The following is a 20,605-nucleotide window of genomic DNA, read 5'->3' on the forward strand; positions in this document are numbered from 1 at the left end:
CCGGACTGCCGGGTTCGCTCCCGACCCTCACTCCGCGTCGGCCCGCTGTTCCATGTAGTTCCAGTAGGTGACGAGCGCGACGCCGATGACGGCGACGAAACCGACCTGAACGACGACGCCGAAGACGTCCAACTGGCCCGTATCGACGTACGTCAGGACGAAGTTGCCCGCGGCCGCGACGACGCCGGCGACCATGAGATACCTGAACGCCCTGTCTCCGGCAATAGTTCGCAGCTTCACAGGTCGTACACCTCGCCGTCGACCGCCAGCGGCTCCTCGAACGCCTCGTCGGCGGGGTAGTAGTGCGCTACGTGGACGAGGCGCGTCTCGTCGGCGTTCAGTTCCTCGCCGAGCGCGATGGCTCCCTCGCGGGTCATGTGCTTCGTACCGAAGGTTCGTGCGACCCCGTTTTCGTCGTAGTCGTCGCCGCCGATGGGGTGGTACTCGCAGACCGACGCGGGGACGATGGCCTCGGCGAGAAGCAGGTCGGGGTTCCGGAGCACGTCGCGAGACGCCTCGGGGATGGCGTAGGTGGAGTCGCCGGACAGCGAGAGCTTCGCGCCCGTCTCGGGGTCCTCGATGGCGACGCCGTAACAGACCAGCGGCGGGTGGACGACCGGCACGAACGTCACGTCGAGGCCGCAGGCGCGGAACGATTCGAACGGCGTCTGGTCTTCGACCGAGATGCGGTCGAGGTAGTCGAACTTCGAGCGAATCGCGTCGGCGACGCTCTCGCCCGTGACCGGGTCGACCTCGTCGGCGGCGTGGACCGCGAGGTCGTCGAGGAGTCGGTAGACGTTCCCGAGGCCGTCGAGATGGTCGAAGTGGATGTGGGTGACTAAGGCCTCGTCGGGAAGCGGCACGTCCTGCGTGAGAAACTGATGGCGGAAGTCGGGGCTGAAGTCCACGAGGAGCGACTCGCCGGTCCGCTCGTTTTGCACGTGGACCGAAAAGCGCGTCCGCTCGATGCCTCGCTCGCGGGCCGCGAGGCAGGTCTCGCAGTCGCACCCGACGGTGGGCGTGCCGGTCGTGTCGCCGGTCCCGAGGAGGGTCACGCGCATTGACTCAACCACGGGGGCGGCGAGGTATAAACGTGGCCGACCGCGGCGAGTCAGGACCGGTATATCTGCCGGAATTCGACCACGGGGTGGAACGTCCCCGAGAGCGTCGTCGCTTCGAACTGGAGGTTCGCAGTAATCGTGCGCGGAACCGCCGAGACGAGCGCCTCGAATTCGACGGACGGCGTTCGTGCTTCACCGCTCCGATTCGGCCACACCTCGTAGGCGAGCATCACGCGCCTCGCTTCCCCGTCGTCGTAGCCAATCCCCCGGCTGATGTCAGCTAACGACTCGACGCCGAGTCGCTCTCGCGCCGTCGTCATCGCTTCGACTCCCGCGACGGTCCCGCCGACTCGCGTCACCCACGACGACGCCGGTTCTCGTTCGTACACCGGCTCTTTCGTCGTCCCCGACTCGTTCACGTGTTTGCGATAGTCGGTGCGTCGCCGAATCTCCCCAGTCTCTGGGTAGTAGTCGTACTTCGACGAGTCTCGGTAGTCGCGCGAAACTGTAATCGGGTCACCAGAGGCGGGCGCAGGATTCGACTCCGGTTCGGGGAGGGGCGTCGCGGTGGACGGTTCGAGGTCCGACGTACACCCGGAAAGCGCCGTGAGAACCCCGCCCGCCGCAATCGTGCGAACGAATCGGCGTCTGCTGGAGGGCATCGGCTCGTCGTTTGCGACCCACTAGTAAATATTTTGTCAGAAAGACGGAGTTACTGCGCCGCGCCGGCGTCCTTCTGTGTCTCGCCTTCGTGTTCGTCCGCGTGGTCGTGGTCGTGACTGTGGTCGTGGCCGTCGTCCGAACCCGACCCCGCGACGAGTTCCGACGAGTCGGACATCATGTCGAGGTTCTTCAGGTTGTCACGCTCTTCGAAGTCGGCGACGGCCTCAAGCAGGTCGTCCTGCGTGAGTTCCATCCGCTCTTCGGTGAGCGCTTCGAGGACGGCCTCGCGGAGGACGAGTCGGAGGTCGGAGCCGGTCAGGCCCTCCGTCACGTCGGCGATGGCCGAGGGGTCGAACTCGTCGATGTCCATCCGGTTCGTGATGACCCGGAGGATGTCGGCGCGCATCCCGCGGTCCGGCTTGGGGAAGTTGACGATTTCGTCGAAGCGCCGCCACGCCGCCGAGTCGAGCTGGTCGGGGTGGTTGGTCGCGCCGATGAGAATGACCTCGTCGCGAATCAGCGAGATGTCGTCGATGCTCTTGAGCAGCGTGTTGACCGCGCGCTTGAGCGCCGCGTGCTCGTCCGACCGGCGGGTCTTCGCCACCGAGTCGAACTCGTCGATAAAGAGGATACACGGCGACAGCCGCTTTGCGACCTCGAACGTCTTTTCGACGTTCTTGGCCGTCTCGCCGAGGTACTGGCTCGTAATCATCGAGAGCTTCACCTCCACGAACGGGAGGCCGAGCTCGTGGGCGAGCGCCCGCGAGACGGTGGTCTTGCCGGTCCCCGGCGGGCCGACGAACAGGATTTTCCCGATTTCGCGGAGGCCGATGTCCGCGAGGTACTCGCGGTGTTCGATGGCCTTCATCAGCTTGTGAATCTCGCCTTCTTGGTCCGTCGTGAGCACGAGGTCGTCGAGGGTCATCTCGATTTCCTCGGGCGCGCGGACCTGCACGAGGTCGAGCATCTCGGCGTCGTCCTCGTCGTCGAAGTACTCGTCCAGCAGGCTGTCTATCCACACGCGGTCGGCGTGAATCGGCCGGGTCTGTTCTCTGGCCTCTGCGTGGGTCACGTCCACGTCGTCTCGGTCCTCGACGGACTTCGCGACCGTCGGATTCGTCACGAGCCGGTCGTAGTCGGCTCGTTTGACGAACCACTCCAGCGCCATCTCGGGCTGCGTCAGAGAGAGGCGGCCGGAGAAATCCTCGCGCTGGGTGAACATAAGGTCGGAAATCGCGTCCCAGGGGTGTTCCACGCCGGTCGCCTTCCGCGCGATGGACTCGGTCACAACGAGCGGTCGCTCGATGCCGGCCATCGACGAGTCGTCCTCGTCGCCGTCGTCCTCGGCGTCCGCCCAGAAGACGCGTCGATACCGCGGGGGAAGGTCGTTTTCGTCAAGCGTTCGGTCGTCGGTGTAGAGGTGGGCCGTCAGCAGAAACTCGACAACCTCGAGCGCCCGTTCACTCATCCCCCAGAAATTGCCCGGGGAGACGCATAAGAGCGTCGGAGCGCCGCCGCTGGTGCGCGCGACCGAACTTCCCCGATGACAAGGAACTTGGCGCGATCCCGTCGTGCGACGTTAATTTCAGAAAAATAATTCAAAAACATATCCGAAAATGGATTTATTACGCGATTATATTCCTTTCATACGCTTGTATATTGTCTCTTTCTTCAGAATACTCGGGGAAAATATTCTTTCTTAAACGATTAGGGTTTTATGGTTATCTTCCGCCACTGTGAGCCAAGATAGTGAAATGATATTCACGAATGGTACGAGATGCCTGCCCAAATGCGGTACATTCTCGACGAACAGCCGGTGGTGAATCGCGTGGCGAAACAAGTCCCGACGACCTGCATGCGCTGTGCCGTGGGCTGTGGACACGTCCACCTCGGCTCCGACACCTCGTACGGGCTGGAAGCGGTTCGGGGGGACCCTTCACACCCCGTCAACAACGGGCTGGCCTGCGGTCGTGGCATCCGCGAATCGGCCGACCCTGACGGGTCGTGGCTCACGCGGCCGCTCGTCAGGGAAGACGGGGAACTCCGGCAGACCTCGTGGTCTGACGCGCTCGCGCGCGTCGGCGACGCCATCACCGACGCGATGGCCGACGACCCCGACGAGGTCGCCGTCCTCGGGAGCGGCCAACAGACGAACGAGGCCGCCTACGCCCTCGGGAAGCTCGCCCGCGGCGGTATCGGCACCCGAAACTACGACGCGAACACGACGCTCTGCATGGCGAGCGCGGTCAAAGCCTACTACCGCGCCTTCGGGAGCGACGCGCCGCCGCCGACCTACGACGACATCCCCGAGGCGGAGACCCACCTCGTTTGGGGGGCAAACCCGGCCGTCGCCCACCCTGTGATGTTCCGGTGGATTCGCCAGTCGGCCGATGACGGCGACCTCGTCGTCGTCGACCCCGTCGAGACGAAGACCGCGGGGGTCGCCGACGACCACGTCGCCATCGACCCCGGCGGCGACCTCGCGCTGGCGCAGGCGGTTCTCGGCCATCTCGTCGAGACCGACCGCGTGGACGAGGCGTTCGTCGCGGAGCACACCGAGGGGTTCGACCGCGTCGTCGACGAACTTCCCCCGGTCGAGGAGGCAGCGTCGGAGGCCGGCGTCACCCTCGACGAGGTCGAGAAACTGGCGTCGCTCCTCGACGCGCCCACGCTCGTCTACTGGGGCATGGGCGTCAACCAGAGCGTCCGCGGCACCGCGACTGCCGGCGCGCTCGTGAACCTCTGTCTCGCCTCCGGTAACCTCGGTCCCGGCTCCGGCCCCTTCTCTCTCACCGGCCAGGCGAACTCGATGGGCACCCGCGTCGTCTCCTCGAAGGGGACGTGGCCCGGCCACCGACCGTTCGAACACCCGGACCACCGCCGGACCGTCGCCGAGGCGTGGAACGTGCCCGTCTCCCGGCTCCCCGACGACAACGGACCCGGGCCGGTCGGCATGTTCGAGTCGTCGCCGTCGGTCGTCTGGACCGTCGCGACCAACCCGCTCGCCGGGTTCCCGGACGCCACGGCCGCCCGCGAGGTCCTCGAAGACTCTTTCCTCGTCGTGCAGGACGCCTTCCGGTCCGAGACGGTCGAACTCGCCGACGTGGTGCTCCCCGCGGCGACGTGGGGCGAATCCGAGGGGACCACGATGAACATGGAGCGGACGGTCTCGCGGGTCCGTCCGGCCACCGAGACGCCGCCGGGCGTCAGACAGGACCTCGACATCATCGCCGACGTGGCCGCTCGTGTCGCGCCCGGACTGCTTCCGAGACCGTCGGTCTCGCCGAGCGACGTGTTCGACGAGTTCGCCGCCCTCACCGAGGGCACGGACGCCGACTGCTCGGGGCTCTCGTACACCCGTCTCGACGGCGAGCGCGCCGTCCGCTGGCCCGCGCCGGACCCGACGAGCGAGGGTGGCTACCGCTACTACGACGACGCCGACGGGGAGTCGGACGACCCGACGTGGTCGTTCCCGACCCCGTCCGGGAAGGCGCAGTTCAGCGCGCTCTCTGGATCGTCGCTCCCCGAACCCGCCGACGAGTCGTACCCGCTGACGCTCACGACCGGCCGCGAGGCCGACGGGTACAACACCGGGGTCCGCACGCGCAGCGACACGCCGGACGAGCCGGTCGCCCGCGCGCACCCCGACACAATCGACGCGCACCGCGACGCGGTCGCCGACCCGAGGCGACCGCCGAACCACCGTCGTCTCCCGCCGGGCGTCGGTCCCGGCGACGCTCGACCCCGACGACGCCGTCCCGCCGGGCCTTGTCTGGCTCTCTATTCACCATCCGATGACTAATCGACTTACCAGCCCTGCGGTCGACCCGCAGTCGAACGAACCGAACTTCAAGCAGTGCGCCGTCCGCCTCGAACACCCCGAGGCGACCGCGTCAACCGACCTCCTCGCGGCCGAGGTGAGCGACTGATGGCGCTCGCCGCCGCCGGCGGACGGCCCCGCGAACTCGAACGCGCCGCCGCCTGAGAATGGCCGACGAGTCGCACCCTCACCTCGACACCGGCCGTGCGGGCATCATTCTCGCCGGCGGTCGGTCGACTCGATTCGGCGGCATCGACAAGGCGACGGCCACCGTCGGCGGCCAGCCCATGATTCACCGGGTCGCCGCCTCGCTCGACCCCGTCGTCGACGAACTCGTCGTCAACTGCCGCGCCGAACAGCGGGACGCGCTCGCCGGCGCGCTCTTGGACTTCGACGTCCGGTTCGCGGAGGACTCCCATCCCGACCGGGGGCCGGTCTTCGGCCTGCGAACCGCGCTGCGGGCGACGAGCGCCGAGTACGCGGCGGTCCTCCCGTGCGACATGCCGCTCGTCCCGAGCGGGTTCATCTCGCACCTCTTCGGCCGCCTGCAGGGCGGCGCCGGCGTCGTCCCACGGGTCTCTGAGACGATGCAACCGCTCCCCGCAGTCATCCACTGTCGCGCCGGCGTGGTCGCCTGTACCGACACCATCCGAGCCGGTGACGACCGCCTACAGGCCGTGATGTCCGCGCTCGACGTCACCGTCCTCGACGACCGCGAAGTGGAGGCTCACGCGGGAACGCACGCGTTTCACAACGTGAACTCCTTCGACGACTTGCGCGCGCTCGCCGCTCGTCGGTGAGTCGCGTTCGAGTCACATACCACATTATCGTCCATTATGTTCAATTGAGATTGTCCAATAACAGACCGACTATCTGCCCAAAATACAACCTTATATTCGGAATATTCGGTTATAGAATGGACGAATACGGCTTATGGGGCCGATTTCTAAAGATTCTCAACGAATACTCTTATGAACCTCTGTCGAGTCGTGTTATCACGAAACATGACCAAGTTCGCAAACAAACGCACAGGAATAGTGGATGATTGCCCACTGGTGGTCGGAAATGGCGAGTAAGAAGGAAGCGTGGAAGTCGGAGCTCTACGGCGACGCGGTTCGCGAGAAGATCGAGGAGTTCGCCGAGAAAGGCGTCGACGCAATCCCCGAAGACGAGCGCGACAAGTGGTTCACGCGCTTCAAGTTCTGGGGCGTCTTCCAGCAGCGGACGGGCCAGGACTCGTACTTCATGATGCGGCTGACGAACGCCAACGGCGTCCTCGAACCGGGGCAGCTCCGGGCCATCGGCGAGGTCGCGCGCGACTACGCGTCCGGGCCGGTCGAGAACCCCGAGTTCGGCGACGCCTGGTTGGACCTGACGACGCGCCAGTCGATTCAGCTCCACTGGCTCGAACTCGAAGACATCCCCGAGGTCTGGGAGAAGCTCGAAGCGGCGGGCGTCTCCTCGCGGTCCGCCGGCGGCGACACGATGCGGAACATCACCGGCTGTCCGGTCGCCGGCCGCGACAAACACGAGCTCGTCGAGTCCCAGCCGCTTCTCGACCGCTTCCAGGAGGACCTCCGCGGAAACGACGCCCTGTCGAACATGCCGCGGAAGTTCAACATCAGCGTCACTGGCTGTCGCGAGGGCTGCGCGCAGGACTCGATAAACGACGTGGGGCTCGAACCCGCGAAGAAGGAGATTGACGGTGAGACCGTCACCGGCTTCAACGTCCGCGTCGGCGGCGGCCTCGGCTCCCGAAAGCCGCGCGTCGCTCGCGACCTCGACATCTTCGTCGCCGACGAAGAGCGCGCCTACGAGGTCGTCCGCGGCTTCGTCGAACTCTACCACGAACACGGTAACCGCGACGTTCGGGCTCGCGCCCGCAGTCGCTTCTTCGTGGACGAGTGGGGCACGGAGAAGATTCGCGACCTGCTCCAGGAGGAGTACGTCGACTTCGAACTCCCGTCTGCGGGCGAGAACATCCGCGACGAGTACACCTACAACGCGGGCCGCCCGGAGTCCGACGGGAAACACGACCACGTCGGCGTCCACGAGCAGGCCAACGGCGACTACTACGTCGGCCTCAGCGTCGCGGTCGGTCGGCTCACGGCGTCCGACGCCATCGAACTGGCCGACATCGCCGACGAGTACGGGTCCGGCGAGGTCCGTCTCACCCGTCGCCAGAACCCGCTTCTGATGGACGTGCCGGAGGAGAAGCTCGACGACCTGCTCGCAGAGCCGCTCCTCGGGAAGCACACGCCCGTACCCAACCCGTTCCAGCGCGGCACGGTCGCCTGCACCGGCACGGAGTTCTGTTCGCTCGCGCTCACGGAGACGAAAGCCCGGACCGCCCGGATGCTCCGGTGGCTCCGCGACAACGTGGACGTACCCGACGACGTGAGCCAACTGAAGATTCACTATTCCGGCTGTACCGCCGACTGCGGGCAGGCGAACACGGCCGACATCGGCCTGTTCGGCATGCGCGCCCAGAAGGACGGCGAGATGGTCGAGGCCATGGACATCGGCGTCGGCGGCGGCATCGGCGAGGACCCGTCGTTCGTCGAGTGGGTTCGACAGCGCATCCCGGCCGACGAGGTCCCGGGTGCCATCGCCTCGCTCGTGGAGGCGTTCGCCGAGCGCCGCGAGCCCGGACAGACGTTCCGCGAGTGGGTCGAAGCCGAGGGGACCGAGGCAGTCACCGAGTACTGCGTCCCCGAGGAGACGGATTTCGAAGCGCCGTACATGCACGACGCCAAGCAGTCGTGGTACCCGTTCGCCGAAGAGGAAGCGAAGGCCGAACAGCCGGTCACGAGCGACTGACCATGACCGAACGCACCGCATCTGACAACCCGGCTGACGACGCCGCCGACGTGTCTTTCGAGCACGCCTCGGCGGACGTCGCGCCGGAGCTCTTCCCGGCGGAGCCAACAGTCGCCGACGCGGGTACCGGCGGAATCCCCGGTCGGCCGGACAGCGACTCCGCCACTCGTTCCTGACGTTCCGAGACTCGGTGCCGTCGTCTCCACTTTCACCGTTTTCTCGGCGTTTTTCGACCCGAAGAACAACTCGTTACGACGAATAGTGAGTTCTAAACTATTTATGGTGTTCGAACCCTGATGATGTGCCATGCCAGAGCCAGTCATCGCGGCCGCGTACCGCACGCCGTTCGGCAAGGCGGGCGGCGTGTTCGAAGACGTTCGAAGCGAGGACCTCTCGGTCACGCTCATCGACCACATCCTCGACGAACACGACGTCGACCCCGACGACGTGGAGGACCTGATGTGGGGCGTCGCCCAACAGCGCACCGAACAGGACAACAACGTCGCCCGCGTCATCGCGCTCCTGTCAGCCCTCGGCGAGGGGACGCCCGCGACGAGCATCAACCGCTGGTGCGCCTCCTCGATGCAGGCTATCATCTCCGCGTCCGACGCCATCGCCGCCGGCAACCGCGAGTGCATCGTCGCCGGCGGAGTCGAGAGCATGTCCCGCGTGCCGATGGACGGCGACTCCTACCAACACCTCCACCCGGAACTGAGCGAGCAGTACAACATCTTCCAACTCCAGATGGGGATGACTGCCGAGAAGGTCGCAGACGAGTACGAGGTCTCCCGCGAGGCCCAAGACGAGTTCGCGTTCCGGAGCCACCAGCGCGCCGCCGAGGCGACCGACTCGGGCCGCTTCGACGACGAAATCGTCCCGGTCGAGACGGAGGATGGCGTCGTCACCGAGGACGAGGGTATCCGCCGCGACACCTCGATGGAGATTCTCGGCGGCCTCGACCCCGCCTTCTCGGGCGACGGCTCCGTCACCGCCGGCAACTCCTCGCAGATAACCGACGGCGCGGCGGCCGTCCTCGTCACTAGCCGCGAGTTCGCGGACGAACACGGCCTCGACGTGCTCGCCTCGGTCGGCACGAACAACGTCGCCGGCGTCGACCCGACGGTCATGGGGATTGGTCCGGTCCCGGCCACCCGCGGCCTCCTCGACCGCGCCGGCACCGACATCGACGACTACGGCCTCGTCGAAATCAACGAGGCGTTCGCCAGCCAGTGTGAGTACTCCCGCCGCGAACTCGGTATCGACGCGGACAAACTCAACGTCAACGGCGGCGCAATCGCGCTCGGCCACCCCCTCGGGGCGTCCGGCGCGCGCCTGCCGGTGACGCTCATCCACGAGATGCAAAAGCGGGACGTGGACCGCGGCCTCGCGTCGCTCTGCGTCGGCTTCGGCCAAGGAGCGGCAATCGAGTTCAGTCGGTAGGTTCACCCGCGTTTTTCACCCTGATCCGTCCCGGGAAGCGAGCGAAATTCGTGGACTGCGTGTCAGTGGTTCCCCGAACCGCTGACCTCGGCTATCGCTCACAAACATACGTGCGCCTTCCGTCACGTTCATACTCCGGAAGTCGGGAATATCGCGGTGATGAATCTCACGACGACCGTACTGTCGGGGGCCTTCGCGGCGCTGGCGGCTGCCGGGGCCGCCTCCGCGGGGTTCGTCCCGAGGCCCGACCTCGGCGCGCCCGTCTGGTACGTTCTCGTCGCGCTCACCGTCGGCTACTGGGCGGTGTTCGTCCGCTGGGCGCGGCGCTGACTGGTCGGGGACGACGCGAAAAAACCGAACCAAGCGGGCGGCGAGAGCCGCTACTCGGGGTTGACTAACTCTTCTGCGTCTCGGACGGCCTCACGCTCACCGATGATGGTGATGCGGTCGCCTTCTTGGAGCGTGAACTCCGCGTTGGGGACCGTCGTGTCGCCGTTCCGCGAGACGAGCGTGATGAGACAGCCGTCGGGCAGTTCCGGTCCGACCTCTCGGATGGTTCGACCGACGAGTTTCTCGGCGGTGACCTGAACCTCCTGAACGTCGCCGGAGCGGCCGATTTCACCCATCCAGTTCGACATCGACGGGCGCTCGATGTAGTTGTCGAGCGCCTGCGCCGTGGCGATGGTCGACGAGATAGTCCGGACGCCGAGTTCTTCGAACGCCTCGACGTTGTCGGGGTTGTTCGCCCGCGCGAGGACGCTCTCGGGTTCGAACTTCGAATTCGCCAACTGCGCGACGAGCAGGTTCACGTCGTCGTCGCCGGTCGCGGCGACCACGAACTTGGCGTTCGCGGCCCCCGCGGAGCGTAAGACGCTCGTGTCGGCTCCATCGCCGTGATGGACGGTAAAGCCCATGTTCCGGGCCGTCTGGACTACTTCTTGGTCCTCTTCGATGAGGACCACGTTCTCTCCGCGGTCTGCGAGGCGTTCGGCGAGCGCACGGCCCACTTTCCCGCCTCCGATGATGAGTACACGCATTGGGATGACGTCGAGGTATTCTGCGATCTGGCGAGCGAGGCCGGCCTCGAAGACGACGGTCGTCAGGATGACGAGGAACACCGTGCCGACGAGAATCGAGGCGCTCTGGTTCAGCGCGGCGGCCTGTTGGGTCAGTCCCTCGGCCGCGAGCCGTGTCGCCTCCTCTTGGAGGGCGATGGCGAACAGCGAGGCCACGGACGCGGGGATGATGCCGCGCGGGCCGACGAAGCTCATGAAGAGCTTCTCTTCTCTCGTGAACCGGTCGCCGCGTGCCGAGATGAAGACCAACAGCGGTCGAATCACGAGCGCGACGGCGGCGACGACGGCGAGGCCGCCGACGCCGAGGTTCAGGAGGTTCTGGAAGTCCAACAGCGCCGCGAGGGCGATGAAGACGAACGACAGCACGAGCAGCGTGATGTCGCCCTTGAACGCCGAAATCTCCTCTTCGTACGGCACGTCCGCGTTACCGAGGAGGATGCCGGCGGTCGCCACCGCGGCGATGCCGGCCTCCGTGGCGACGTAGTCGGCGGCCGCGTAGGACACGAGCGCGCCGGCGAGGACGAGCAGGCGCGCGTTCTGCGGCGCGTTGCCCGGCGAGAGATCGACGTACCGGAGCGCGTAGTACAGCGCCCCGGCGACGATTGCGCCCATGACGACGCCGACGCCGAGGCGCTCGGCGAACAGGACCACGAGGGCGTCAGGGCTACTGACGCCTTCGAGGATGGCCTCGAAGATAACGACGGCGACGATGGCCGCCGTCACGTCGTTAACGATACCTTCCGTGTCGAGCGCTGCGCCGACCCGGTCGCGGACCGGAACGACTTCGAGAATCGGTGCGATGACCGTCGGCCCGGTCGCGACGAGGAGCGCGCCAACGAGGAACGACACCGGCCACGGCGCGCCGAGCGCGTAGCGGACGACGACGCCCGTTGCGACGAACGCGATTATCGCCCCGACGGTGACGAGTCGGAACGTCGCGGCGGGCGCTTCCCGTAGCTTGTCGATTCGAAGGTGGAACGCGCCCTCGAACACGATGATAGCGACCGAGAGACCGACGATGGCCTGTAGTGCGTTCCCGAACGAGCCGGGAGAGATGACGCCGAGGACCTCCGGACCGAGCAGGATGCCCGACGCGATGAGGAACACGACGCTGGGGACCTGGAATCGGTCCGAGAGCACCTGCGAGACCACGCCGATGCCGATTATCGCGGCGACGAGCGGGATGAGGTTGGCTCCTCCTGCTGCGGCCACTTATATCGCCTCCATTGATTCGGTCCATGTGACGACGGAAGATAAGTCCACACATCTCGGGCGGTATCTCCGCGGACTCGGGAGGGCGTTCGGCGAAAACACGGCTGGGGACGTTTCGGCTGTCCGATCTCACTGGGTCGCGGCTCGCCCGCCGCCCCGACGCTCTTCGATCCGGCGGTCCTCGTCGTAGATGAGCGACACCTCGTCGGCGTAGCGGTCGAGGATGTTCCGGCGCTTCTTTTTCATCGTCGGCGTCATCAGGTCGTTCCCCTCCGTGAACTCCTCGGGAACGACGCGGAACTGCTTGATTCGCTCGTAGGACTCGAAGTTCTCGTTGGCCGCCTCCACTTCGGCCTCGATGCGCTCGTACACCCGGTCGTCGCGGCAGATGGCTTTCGGGTCCTCCGGGAGGTCGATACCCTCCTCGTCGGCCCACTTCCGCAGGCCGTCGAAACTGGGGACGATGAGCGCGGAGACGAACTTGCGACCGTCGCCGAGGACCATGCACTGTTCGACCACCGCGGAGGAGGCGAACGCGTCCTCGATGGGGCCGGGCGCGACGTTCTTCCCGGTCGAGAGGACGAGAATCTGCTTGGCGCGCTCGCGGAAGGTGATGTAGCCGTCGGGCCGGAGTTCGACCACGTCGCCGGTGCGGAACCAGCGATTGCCCTCGTCGTCCTCGACGAACGCCGCCTCGGTCTCCTCGGGGTTGTTCCAGTAGCCCTCGGTGACGCTCGACCCGCGGACGAGCAGTTCGCCCACCTCGCCGCCCGCGTCCCCGAGTTGGTCGCCGACGACGGTTGTGTCGAGTTTCGTCTCGACGTTCCGGAGCGGATAGCCGATGGTGCCGATTTTCGGCTCTTCAGGGGGGTTGACCGAGATGACGGGCGAGGTCTCGGTGAGGCCGTAGCCCTCGTAAATTGGGAGGCCCATCGCGTGGTAGAGCGCGCACAGTTCGGCCGAGAGGCTCCCGCCGCCGCTGATAAAGAACTCGAGGTTGTCTCCGAGCGCCTCGCGCACCTGTCCGAACACGAGGCGGTCGGCGAGGCGGTGTTTCGCGGTGAGCAGGTAGCCCGGCGCGTCGGTCGTGTGGTACGCCTGCCCGACGCCGACGGCCCACTCGAAGATGCGCTTTTTCGCGGGCGACTCGCTGGCTTGCGCCCGAATCGCGTCGTAGAGCTTCTCGTACACCCGCGGGACGCTCGTCCCGGTCGTCGGCCGGACGAGTTGGAAGTCCTCGCGGAGCGTGTCGGGGCTCTCGGCGTAGGCGACGGCCGCGCCCGCCGCGAACATCATGAAGTGGCCGGCCATGCGCTCGAAGACGTGGGCAAGGGGTAGGAACGACAGCGCCACCGAGTCGGGGCCGATGACCGGCGTGTCACCTTTGTCCGGGCGCGGACCGAAGCGCCGATAGCTCTCGTTGACGTTCGACCGGAAGTTCCAGTGGGTGAGTTGGACGCCCTTCGGCTGGCCGGTCGTCCCCGAGGTGTAGATGAGGCTGGCGAGGTCCTCTGGTTCGCGCTCGTCCAGCCACGACTCGTAGGCCGCCTCGTTGTACACCTTCTCGCCGCGGCGGTAGAGTTCACCGAGCGTCAGCACGTCGTCGCGGTCGTCGTGGCCGTCGTACTCGTCCACGACGATGATAAACCGTAGATCCAACTCGTCTTCGACGGCGAGCACGCGTTCCAGTAGCTCCTCGTTCTCGACGACGACGGCGTTCGCGCCCGGGTCGGAAAGCAGGTACTGCACCTGTCGCTCCGACGACGAGGTGTACACCGTGGTGACGATGCCGCCCGCGCCGAGGACGGCGAAGTCCGTCTGGGCCCACTCCATGCGCGTGTGCGCGAGAATACCGACCCGGTCGCCGGCCTCGATGCCGAGGTCGCGGAACCCCGCCGCGAGGCGGCGGACGATGCCCCGCATCTCCTCGTAGGTCAGGTCGGCGTAGTCGCCGTCGGGGGCCGCGGGAACGACGCCCTCGGCGACCAGCGACCGCCGGTAGACGCCGCCTTTGTACCGCTGTGCGACTCGCGTGGCGTTCCGCGACGCGCTCGATTCGAACATCCGTGGGAGGGTCGTCCGCTCGATGACAGGGTCGTCGAACGCCGCCTCCGCGTCCCGCCAGTCCATGTTCTGTTAGTAATGATTCAACATTTAAAACTATGTACGTTGGGTCTGTTGAAACACCGCGATAGCGCGGGGAAACGCTGATTTCGAACCCGAGCGCGGTGCTTTTGGGTCGGCGGCGGTAGTGTCAGCGCGTCACTCGTCGTCGCCGATGTAGTCGAGGTAGCCGAGCACGCCGCGGGTGTTCAGGCGTTCTTCGTCGCGGGCCTTCCGCTCGCCCCACACCTCGGCCATCTGGCTGTGCTCGACGAAGTGGTCGATGACGGCCTCGTCGTCGTCGAGTTCCGCGCGCTTCTGCCGGATGGCCTCGACCCACTCCACGAGGACGCGCTTGTACGCCTCCGCGAGGTCGGTGTCGTAGGGCTTCGGGCCGAAGTGGCCGAAACAGACCGTCTCGGGGTCGATGTCCTCGATGGTCCGCACGTCGTCGAGCGCCTTCTGGAGGTGGAACTGCGAGGGCGGCGAGGTCTGGCGGAGCGTCCGCGACTTCGGCTCCCAGATGCCCAGCGCGTCGCCGACGAACAGCACGTCGTCGCCGTCGTCGTGGAACATCACCTGGTGCGGCGCGTGACCGGGTGCGTGGTGGACCGTGAGCGTCCGGTCGCCGAGGTCGATTTCGTCGCCGTCGGTGAGGCCCTCGACGCGCTCTTCCTCGATTGGGAGCGGTTCGTCGTAGAACTGCCACTGGTCTTCGACGGCCGCCTTCGTGCCCTCGATGAGCCGCGACGGGTCCACGAGGTGCGGCGCGCCGATTTCGTGGGTCATGACGGTCGCGTCGGGGTAGCGCTCGGCGAGGTAGCCCGCGCCGCCCGCGTGGTCGAGGTGGACGTGCGTCGGCAGGATGTACGCGAGGTCGTCGACGCCGACCTCGTCGAGCATCCCGAAGACCGCCTCCCTGTCGGCGGCGATGCCGGTGTCGATGAGCGCCGGCCTCTCGGCGTCGATGAGGTAGACCGAGCCGTACTTCTCGACCTCGTACATGCCGCTGTCGACGTAGTAGAGGTCCGTGCTGTCCGGGACGGGTTCGACGTCGCCAATAGCCATAGTTGACGGCCGTCTCCGGGGAAGAAAAGCGTTCGGCCGCCGCGTTCTCGCCCCCGTCCTTCGGCGATGCGATACGATTTTCCCGCCCGCCCGGAAACCACAGCCCAATGATTGACAGGCAACTGCTCCGCGACGAACCGGAGCGAGTTCGCGACGCGCTCGCCGCCCGCAACATGGAGGGCGTGGACATCGACCGCGTCCTTGACGTGTACGACGAGTGGCGCTCGCTGAAGGCCGAGGGCGACGACCTCCGCCACGAGCGCAACGAGGTCAGCCAGAAAATCGGTCAGCTGAAGCAAGAAGGGAAAGACGAGGAAGCCCAGGAGGCTATCGACCGCTCGGGCGAACTCAAGACGGAGCTACAGGAGCTCGAAGCCCGCGCCGACGAACTCGAAGCGGAACTCGACGAGGCGCTCATGGAACTGCCGAACCTCCCCCACGAGTCGGTTCCGGTCGGGGCCGACGAGGCCGACAACGAGGAGGTCCGCCGCGTCGGCTTCGACGACCTGCGCGACCTCCCCGACGAGGTGACGCCGCACTACGACCTCGGCGAGGAACTCGACATTATCGACGAGGGTCGCGCGGCCAAGACCACCGGCTCGGGCTTCTACTTCCTGAAAGGCGAGGGCGCGATGCTCGAACACGCGCTCGTCCAGTTCATGCTCGACGTGCACCGCGAACAGGAGTACGTCGACCTGTTCCCGCCGATTCCGGTCAAGACCACCTCGATGGAGGGCACCGGTCAGCTCCCGAAGTTCGCCGAGGACGCCTACCGCATCGGCGGCTCGGAGACCGAGAACTACGAGGACGACGACCTGTGGCTCTGTCCCACCGCGGAGGTCCCGGTCACGAACATGTACCGCGACGAGATTCTCCTGAAGGACGACCTCCCGCTGAAGCACCAGGCCTACACGCCGAACTTCCGGCGCGAGGCGGGCGAACACGGGACCGAGACCCGCGGCATCGTTCGCGTCCACCAGTTCAACAAGGTCGAACTCGTCAACTTCGTCGAGCCCGAGGAGTCGTACGACCGGCTCGAAGCGCTCGTCGACGAGGCCGCCGAAGTGCTCGACCGCCTCGGCCTGCCGTACCGCGTCCTCTCGCTTTGCACCGGCGACCTCACCTTCGCGTCGGCGAAGACCTACGACCTCGAAGTGTGGGCCCCCGGCACGGAGTCGGACGACGCCCCCGAACAGGGTGGTCGCTGGCTTGAGGTCTCGTCGGCCTCGAACTTCGAGGACTTCCAGGCGCGCCGCGCCGGCCTCCGCTACCGCCCCGAGCGCCACGAGTCGGCCGAGTACCTCCACACGCTCAACGCGTCGGGCACGGCCGTCGGCCGCGTCATGGTCGCGCTGCTCGAATACTACCAAAACGAGGACGGCACGGTCGACGTGCCCGAACCGCTCCAGCCCTACATGGGCGGCCGCGAGGTCATCGAGGGCCACGAGCCCGTCGGCGAGGCCGCCGTCGGTGCGGGTAAGAAGGACTGAGCGACTGACGCACGCCGCGACCGCGAGTTTCTGTTCTTTCTCTCGTCTTTCCCGCGACTCGCGCCGTCAGTTCGCCGTCGATGACTTGACGAACGTCTTCAGGTCCGAGAGCTTCCCGTCGTGGGCACGGAACCGGTCGAGAAAGACGAACAGTTCGTCGCCGTCGCGGTCTTCGAGGTGGCCGCGGACGACGATTTCGTCGTCGGACTTCGACTGGATGTAGCGCTCGATGACGTGTCGCGTGTCCTTCTGCGGCCTGTCGTCCCGCATGAACGAGACGAACTCCTCGCGCCCCGAGAGCGTCATGTCGCCGCGGTGCTGGACGAACTCCGGTTCGAGGATATTCCGAAGCATGTCGTATCCGTGGTGGTCGAGCGCCGTGTAGTACTGCCGGGCCAGATACGTCGCGTCGGGATGCACGCCCACTCTTCGTCGGCGGGCGGGAAGAATCCGACGCCGGCTCGCCTCGCCCCTCGCGTCGCGCGCGCCGACACCGCGTTCGGGACGCTTTTCTCGGCCAGTCGCGTACCCTGGGTGTGGACCTGCACGTTCGATACGAGGGCGACGACGACCCGAAGAAGTGCACGGCGAAGAAGCTCGAACGCTTCGACATGGCCGCCCTCCACGGCTCCGACCGCGAGACCCCCTACGGCGTCGTGCTCAACCCCCACGCCGACAGGGCGCTGTCGCCAGCCGACGCGGACACGGGCGCGCTCGTCGCGCTCGACTGCTCGTGGGAGTCGGCCGGCGAGGCCATGTTCTCGCTCCCCGGCGAGCACCGCGCGCTCCCGTATCTCGTCGCCGCCAACCCCGTGAACTTCGGCCGCCCGATGCAACTGACGACGGTCGAGGCGATAGCCGCCGCGCTCGTCATCTTCGGCGAGAAGAAGCGGGCCGAAGACGTGCTCTCGAAGTTCAACTGGGGCCACACGTTCCTCGAACTCAACGAGGAACCGCTGCGCCGGTACTCGGAGTGTGCGGACTCGACCGAGGTCGTCGAGATTCAGCGGGAGTACCTCGAACGCGGCGAGTAACACTCGACTACGGAGCGGCGAACCGCGTCGATTCCGCCTTCAGAGTCGGCTCGACGTCCAGTTGAGCGCGACGGTCGTCCCGGTGTCGACGCGCTCGGTCGGCGTCACTTGAATCACTCGCGCCCACGTCCCGCCGCTCGGCGCGGTGTAGTTCATCCCGCCGCAGTAACAGTCGACTTCGAGCGCGGGGTCTTCTTCGTCGTGACCGTCGTACGGATAGCCGGTGCGAGACCACGCGCTCCAGTCGATAGTGTCGCTGTCGTGGCGCGCGACGAGCGTGACTTTCAGCGGCTCTCCGATGGTCGTCGTCCCGTAGTGGATGTCCTCGCGGTCGGTATCGACGGTGTCGAGCGCCTGCGGCGACTCGGGGAGCAAGTCGACCTGCGAGAGGTCTTGGGTGTCGTACGTTTCCGTCGCCTGCACTTCGGCGTCGTCCGGCGCGCGGTACACCTCCGTCGTAAACGGAAGTGACGAGTCTTCGAGCCGAAAGCCGAGCAAGACCTCGTCCGAGGGGACCGATGTCTCCTCGACCAGCGTCGGGTGTATCTCCTCGGGGTTCTCGACGAAGTCGGCGGCTTCGAGCCCGCTTTCGGTTGTTTCTTCCTCCTGTTCGGTCGTCTCGTTCGCAGTCGTCTCGTTCGCGGTCGTCGTGGTCTGCGTCTCGGTCGTGGTCTGTGTCCCCGCGTCGGTCGTTCGCGTCGTCTGGTCCGAGTCCCCGGACGAGCTACATCCAGCGAGACCGGTGAGGCCGGCGACGGCGACACCGCAAATCGATTGGAGGGTTCTTCGACGGGTGTGCGTTGACTCCTTACCCATGGCCGTCGGGTGTGGTCCCTCCCCCTTAGAGACCCGAGACAGTTTACGTGAAATAATGGGGCTTAGGACCATGCTAAACCCCGATTTCTGGACTATCGAACTCGGTGAGGTCGCGGTCGCGGCCCCGCGCTGTCGGGCTACCCCTTCACCCACGCGCCGACAGCCCCGGCGATGGCGCTGTCGATTGCGAAGATGAGCGTCAACACGACGCCCGCGACGAGGACGCCGACGCCGCCGAGGAGGCCACCCAGCGGCCCACCGGCGAGTCCGAGAAGACTCCCGAGCAGGGCCGCGAGGAGCGTCACGACGATACCCGAGATGGACCCCGCGACGAGGCCGTTCCACGCGCCGTTACCGAGCGTGCCGCCCGCGAGGTAGCCCGCCGCGAAGCCACCGAGGAGACCCGCCCCAATTTGGCCGATGAGCGGGAGCGCGAGTCCGCCGGTGCCGACGACGACGATGACGACGAACCCGACAGCGACCGCTTTCCAGTCAGTCATGGGTCGAAGTAGGCCGCGGGCGGGCAAGAACTTCGTGGCGGTCGGTAGGTGCTCGGCCGCTCGCTCACGTCAGCGCCCGCGAGCCGGTCCGGCCGCGACCCCCTCGCTTCCAGTCGAACCGTGCGTGAGACCTGCACGGAGAATCCACCGCTCGAAGCGCCGAGCCCCAAACGGACGCGCTTTTACGGCTCGGCCATGTAGCGGACTGCAATGATTTTCGAGTCTCTCCCGACCACGCCCCGGTCGGACGAACTCATCGACAAGGCCTTCTCGCGGGCCGCGCGCACGGGGCGAGCGAAGCAGAACAAGTTGGAGGCTCAGCAGTCGATGCTCCAGACGGCGTCGAACATCCTTTCCGACAACCTCGAGAACATCGTCGTCGAGTGGCCCGACTTCGAGACGGTTGACCCCTTCTACTACGAACTCGCCGACGCCATCGTCGACGTTGACGAGGTCCGAAAGAGTCTCTCGGAAGTGATGTGGGCCTCCCGGCAGGTCGACAACATCGCCCGCGAGTACCAGCCGAAGCTCCGCAAGACCGACGCGGACCTCGCGCGAAAGCACCGAAAGCAGGCGTTCGCTCGCATGGCGAGCGTCGTCGAGGAGGTCGAAGACGACCTGTTCCGCATCGGCGAGGCGCGCGACGCCCTGAAAGACCTCCCCGACATCCGCCCGGACGAACCGGCAATCGTCGTCGCCGGTTACCCGAACGTCGGGAAGTCCTCGTTCGTCAACGACGTGACCCGCGCGTCGAACGAAATCGCCCGCTACCCCTTCACGACGAAGGGCGTCCAAATCGGGCACTTCGACCGCGACCGCATCCGCTACCAGATTATCGACACGCCGGGGCTGCTCGACCGGCCCGAAGACGAGCGCAACGACATCGAGCGGCAGGCCGTGAGCGCCCTCGAACACCTCGCGGACGCCGTCATCTTCGTCGCCGACGCCAGCGGGGCGTGTGGCTACCCCATCGAGTCGCAACTCGAACTCCGCGACGCCGTGAAGGCGCGCTTCGAGGAGCGCGACATCCCCGTCCTCACCGTCTGTAACAAGAGCGACCGCTCGACCGACATGGAGGCCGACCTCTACATGAGCGTCGAGACGGGCGAGAACGTCGAGGCCGTCCTCGACGCTGCGGTCGAGGCCATCGGGTTCGAACCCGACATCCCGCCGTCGCGCAACGAGTAAGCGACGCGGGATTTTTCGGTTCTGTCGGTTCTGTCTTGCCGCAGTACCTCGACGGGAGAGCCGCGGCTACGGGGTAGCTATCGGAGAAATGAGGGCGCGGGTGGGTTGAACCGCGAGTTCAGTCAGCGGGGCGTGGGGTGCTTACTCGGCTTCGTAGACCATCTGGACGGTCGCCGAGACGGTCACGGGGCCGGGCGAGAGTTCGGTCGACCCGGAGGCGCGGGCGGCGTCCTCGGCGTAGGCGACCGGGTACGGGCCGGGTGAGGCGCTGCCGCCGACGGTGGCGGTGTGGACGCCCGTGACGGTCAGGCCGG

Annotated in this window: 18 protein-coding genes and 2 pseudogenes; 9 read left to right on the plus strand and 11 right to left on the minus strand. The window is 66.4% G+C overall.

The features are described from left to right. Positions 1–27: 27 nt before the first annotated feature. From NKF06_RS06080 to NKF06_RS06095, 4 genes are read right to left on the minus strand one after another with little or no spacing between them, the layout of a single operon-like run. Positions 28–240, minus strand: a complete 213-nt coding sequence (locus tag NKF06_RS06080; protein WP_253244834.1) for a hypothetical protein — start codon at positions 238–240, stop codon at positions 28–30. Continuing rightward, complete coding sequence (locus NKF06_RS06085; protein ID WP_058825903.1) at positions 237–1,061, minus strand: MBL fold metallo-hydrolase; 825 nt, start codon at positions 1,059–1,061, stop codon at positions 237–239. The genes NKF06_RS06080 and NKF06_RS06085 overlap by 4 nt, the downstream gene beginning before the upstream one ends. A 50-nt stretch (positions 1,062–1,111) precedes the next feature. Continuing rightward, the gene (locus NKF06_RS06090) at positions 1,112–1,723 is read right to left on the minus strand and encodes a hypothetical protein (RefSeq protein WP_253244835.1); all 612 of its coding nucleotides are present in this window, start codon (positions 1,721–1,723) and stop codon (positions 1,112–1,114) included. Positions 1,724–1,773: 50 nt separating this feature from the next. After that, positions 1,774–3,192 (minus strand): ATP-binding protein, encoded by a 1,419-nt coding sequence (locus NKF06_RS06095; protein WP_253244836.1) that lies wholly within the window; start codon positions 3,190–3,192, stop codon positions 1,774–1,776. Positions 3,193–3,501: 309 nt separating this feature from the next. Here NKF06_RS06095 and nasA point away from each other — a divergent pair. The 6 genes and pseudogenes from nasA (at position 3,502) to NKF06_RS06125 (ending at position 10,134) form a co-directional block, all read left to right on the plus strand. After that, positions 3,502–5,653: pseudogene (nasA, locus tag NKF06_RS06100) on the plus strand (assimilatory nitrate reductase NasA). A 58-nt stretch (positions 5,654–5,711) separates the two neighbouring features. Next, complete coding sequence (locus NKF06_RS06105; RefSeq protein WP_042662247.1) at positions 5,712–6,344, plus strand: molybdenum cofactor guanylyltransferase; 633 nt, start codon at positions 5,712–5,714, stop codon at positions 6,342–6,344. A 265-nt stretch (positions 6,345–6,609) separates the two neighbouring features. Further along, a complete protein-coding gene (locus tag NKF06_RS06110) occupies positions 6,610–8,364 on the plus strand; it encodes a ferredoxin--nitrite reductase (protein WP_058825899.1) in 1,755 nt (584 codons plus the stop codon). 2 nt (positions 8,365–8,366) lie between these two features. Further along, positions 8,367–8,540, plus strand: a complete 174-nt coding sequence (locus NKF06_RS06115) for a hypothetical protein (protein WP_172795732.1) — start codon at positions 8,367–8,369, stop codon at positions 8,538–8,540. A gap of 130 nt (positions 8,541–8,670) precedes the next feature. Next, positions 8,671–9,804, plus strand: a complete 1,134-nt coding sequence (locus tag NKF06_RS06120) for a thiolase family protein (protein ID WP_042662246.1) — start codon at positions 8,671–8,673, stop codon at positions 9,802–9,804. 159 nt (positions 9,805–9,963) lie between these two features. Then, entirely contained in the window at positions 9,964–10,134 is a 171-nt protein-coding gene (locus tag NKF06_RS06125; protein WP_004976349.1) for a hypothetical protein, read from the plus strand. A gap of 50 nt (positions 10,135–10,184) precedes the next feature. Here the strand turns inward: NKF06_RS06125 and NKF06_RS06130 are convergent, their stop codons facing one another. From NKF06_RS06130 to NKF06_RS06140, 3 genes are all read right to left on the minus strand, one after another. Beyond that, entirely contained in the window at positions 10,185–12,092 is a 1,908-nt protein-coding gene (locus tag NKF06_RS06130) for a cation:proton antiporter (protein ID WP_253244837.1), read from the minus strand. A 129-nt stretch (positions 12,093–12,221) separates the two neighbouring features. Then, the gene (locus tag NKF06_RS06135; RefSeq protein ID WP_253244838.1) at positions 12,222–14,222 is read right to left on the minus strand and encodes a long-chain fatty acid--CoA ligase; all 2,001 of its coding nucleotides are present in this window, start codon (positions 14,220–14,222) and stop codon (positions 12,222–12,224) included. 132 nt (positions 14,223–14,354) lie between these two features. Continuing rightward, positions 14,355–15,263: an MBL fold metallo-hydrolase gene (locus NKF06_RS06140; protein WP_253244839.1), complete on the minus strand. Its 909-nt coding sequence runs from the start codon at positions 15,261–15,263 to the stop codon at positions 14,355–14,357. Positions 15,264–15,370: 107 nt separating this feature from the next. Between NKF06_RS06140 and serS the strand changes: the two genes are divergently transcribed. Beyond that, positions 15,371–16,753, plus strand: a complete 1,383-nt coding sequence (gene serS, locus NKF06_RS06145; RefSeq protein ID WP_042662241.1) for a serine--tRNA ligase — start codon at positions 15,371–15,373, stop codon at positions 16,751–16,753. A gap of 66 nt (positions 16,754–16,819) precedes the next feature. Here serS and NKF06_RS06150 read toward each other — a convergent pair whose 3' ends face one another. Continuing rightward, positions 16,820–17,173 carry a nuclear transport factor 2 family protein gene (locus NKF06_RS06150; RefSeq protein WP_042662240.1) on the minus strand — a complete coding sequence of 118 codons (354 nt, stop codon included), beginning with the start codon at positions 17,171–17,173 and terminating at the stop codon, positions 16,820–16,822. A gap of 116 nt (positions 17,174–17,289) precedes the next feature. Between NKF06_RS06150 and NKF06_RS06155 the strand changes: the two genes are divergently transcribed. Next, the gene (locus tag NKF06_RS06155; RefSeq protein WP_042662239.1) at positions 17,290–17,787 is read left to right on the plus strand and encodes a DUF367 family protein; all 498 of its coding nucleotides are present in this window, start codon (positions 17,290–17,292) and stop codon (positions 17,785–17,787) included. A gap of 39 nt (positions 17,788–17,826) precedes the next feature. Here NKF06_RS06155 and NKF06_RS06160 read toward each other — a convergent pair whose 3' ends face one another. Next, the gene (locus tag NKF06_RS06160) at positions 17,827–18,603 is read right to left on the minus strand and encodes a hypothetical protein (protein ID WP_253244840.1); all 777 of its coding nucleotides are present in this window, start codon (positions 18,601–18,603) and stop codon (positions 17,827–17,829) included. A 137-nt stretch (positions 18,604–18,740) separates the two neighbouring features. Beyond that, the gene (locus tag NKF06_RS06165; protein ID WP_004976340.1) at positions 18,741–19,103 is read right to left on the minus strand and encodes a DUF5518 domain-containing protein; all 363 of its coding nucleotides are present in this window, start codon (positions 19,101–19,103) and stop codon (positions 18,741–18,743) included. 210 nt (positions 19,104–19,313) lie between these two features. Here NKF06_RS06165 and NKF06_RS06170 point away from each other — a divergent pair, with 210 nt between their 5' ends. Beyond that, positions 19,314–20,291, plus strand: coding sequence for an NOG1 family protein (locus NKF06_RS06170; RefSeq protein ID WP_253244841.1), 978 nt, complete (start codon positions 19,314–19,316; stop codon positions 20,289–20,291). 141 nt (positions 20,292–20,432) lie between these two features. On the opposite strand, the pseudogene NKF06_RS06175 reads toward NKF06_RS06170, so the two are convergent. Continuing rightward, positions 20,433–20,605, minus strand: a pseudogene (locus tag NKF06_RS06175) (SIMPL domain-containing protein); the annotation flags it as partial.

Origin of the sequence: Haloferax sp. AB510 (assembly GCF_024136985.1) — an archaeon.
Taxonomy (GTDB): Archaea; Halobacteriota; Halobacteria; order Halobacteriales; family Haloferacaceae; genus Haloferax.

Coding starts and splice junctions, on each gene's coding strand:
- NKF06_RS06085 (WP_058825903.1), bottom strand. CDS start 1,061: ATGCGCGTGACCCTCCTCGGGACCGGCGACACGACCGGCACGCCCACC.
- NKF06_RS06090 (WP_253244835.1), bottom strand. CDS start 1,723: ATGCCCTCCAGCAGACGCCGATTCGTTCGCACGATTGCGGCGGGCGGG.
- NKF06_RS06095 (WP_253244836.1), bottom strand. CDS start 3,192: ATGAGTGAACGGGCGCTCGAGGTTGTCGAGTTTCTGCTGACGGCCCAC.
- NKF06_RS06105 (WP_042662247.1), top strand. CDS start 5,712: ATGGCCGACGAGTCGCACCCTCACCTCGACACCGGCCGTGCGGGCATC.
- NKF06_RS06110 (WP_058825899.1), top strand. CDS start 6,610: ATGGCGAGTAAGAAGGAAGCGTGGAAGTCGGAGCTCTACGGCGACGCG.
- NKF06_RS06115 (WP_172795732.1), top strand. CDS start 8,367: ATGACCGAACGCACCGCATCTGACAACCCGGCTGACGACGCCGCCGAC.
- NKF06_RS06120 (WP_042662246.1), top strand. CDS start 8,671: ATGCCAGAGCCAGTCATCGCGGCCGCGTACCGCACGCCGTTCGGCAAG.
- NKF06_RS06125 (WP_004976349.1), top strand. CDS start 9,964: ATGAATCTCACGACGACCGTACTGTCGGGGGCCTTCGCGGCGCTGGCG.
- NKF06_RS06135 (WP_253244838.1), bottom strand. CDS start 14,222: ATGGACTGGCGGGACGCGGAGGCGGCGTTCGACGACCCTGTCATCGAG.
- NKF06_RS06140 (WP_253244839.1), bottom strand. CDS start 15,263: ATGGCTATTGGCGACGTCGAACCCGTCCCGGACAGCACGGACCTCTAC.
- serS (WP_042662241.1), top strand. CDS start 15,371: ATGATTGACAGGCAACTGCTCCGCGACGAACCGGAGCGAGTTCGCGAC.
- NKF06_RS06160 (WP_253244840.1), bottom strand. CDS start 18,603: ATGGGTAAGGAGTCAACGCACACCCGTCGAAGAACCCTCCAATCGATT.
- NKF06_RS06165 (WP_004976340.1), bottom strand. CDS start 19,103: ATGACTGACTGGAAAGCGGTCGCTGTCGGGTTCGTCGTCATCGTCGTC.
- NKF06_RS06170 (WP_253244841.1), top strand. CDS start 19,314: ATGATTTTCGAGTCTCTCCCGACCACGCCCCGGTCGGACGAACTCATC.